Here is a 1,008-nt window from a genome sequence, read left to right as displayed (position 1 = left end):
GTGCTCTATCCAGCTGAGCTATGAGCGCGACGTCTTGATGGAGTGCATTATATAGAGTTTTCAGTACTTGTTAAGTGTTTTTTAATAAAATCATAACCGAACGTACAGTAATTAAACGATACTGCAATATTTCAGTTTTTTTGATGAAAATTCCTGCGGATTTAGAGTTAAAAACAATAACCCAGACTTGGCAAATTCTAGAATCGACCAAATTGATTTTTAATTGCCTCATATTCATTTGTTCACAGCCTAATGGAGCTATTCAACCAGACCAGTTTTAACCTCGCCTGCCCGCTGATAACCGCTCAACACCACGCCATTTGAGGTAACTTGATGATCTGTCAGTGCAAATACTGCCGGCGTAGAGTCTTCGGCACATAGACGTTTTCCTTTGCCCAATATTACAGGAAAGGTCATTAAATAGAGTTCATCCACAAGATCATGCTTAAAAAGTGCCTGTGCCACTGCGGCACTGCCATACACCCGAAGATCCTCCTCCCCTGAAGCCTTCAGGTTAACGATTTCATCAATACTTTTTAGAAAGATCGTATTTTGCCAGTCCGAGTGATCCAAACTGGTGGATAGCACATATTTATTCACTTCATTAATTCCTGGCCAGTCTTCAGCATGCTTCGGCCAGTAGGGTTCAAAAATCTGAAAGGTATTCTTACCAATCAGGATATCGGTGGACTGCATCCACTTTTACATGATGCGATCAAATACTGAATCGGGTTCAGTACTAAAATACGGCGCCATCCAGCCACCATATTGAAAGCCACCAGATGTATCTTCTTCCGGGCCGCCGGGTGCCTGCATTACACCGTCTAGAGTCAGAAATTCCTGGACAATAATTTTTCTCATCACCATGCCCTTATTTTTATTGAGTTATCTAGGATTTATTTTTAGCATGTGATTCAGGCGGATTCTGTAAATTTTAGGCACAAAAAAACCGCAACATGTGCGGTTCATTGTTCAAGTTGGTGCGCTCAGAGAGATTCGAACTCCCGA

At 41.8% G+C, this 1,008-nt stretch carries 1 pseudogene; it reads right to left on the bottom strand.

From position 1 onward, the window contains the following. Positions 1-258: 258 nt before the first annotated feature. A pseudogene (locus RJ01_RS15535) lies at positions 259-861 on the bottom strand (dihydrofolate reductase family protein). Between the last annotated feature and the right edge of the window lie 147 nt (positions 862-1,008).

It is taken from the genome of Acinetobacter sp. YZS-X1-1 (genome assembly GCF_000804305.1).
GTDB lineage: Bacteria > Pseudomonadota > Gammaproteobacteria > Pseudomonadales > Moraxellaceae > Acinetobacter > Acinetobacter variabilis.
Note: the sequence above shows the minus strand (reverse complement) of the source record. Positions and strands in the feature narration are given on the sequence as shown.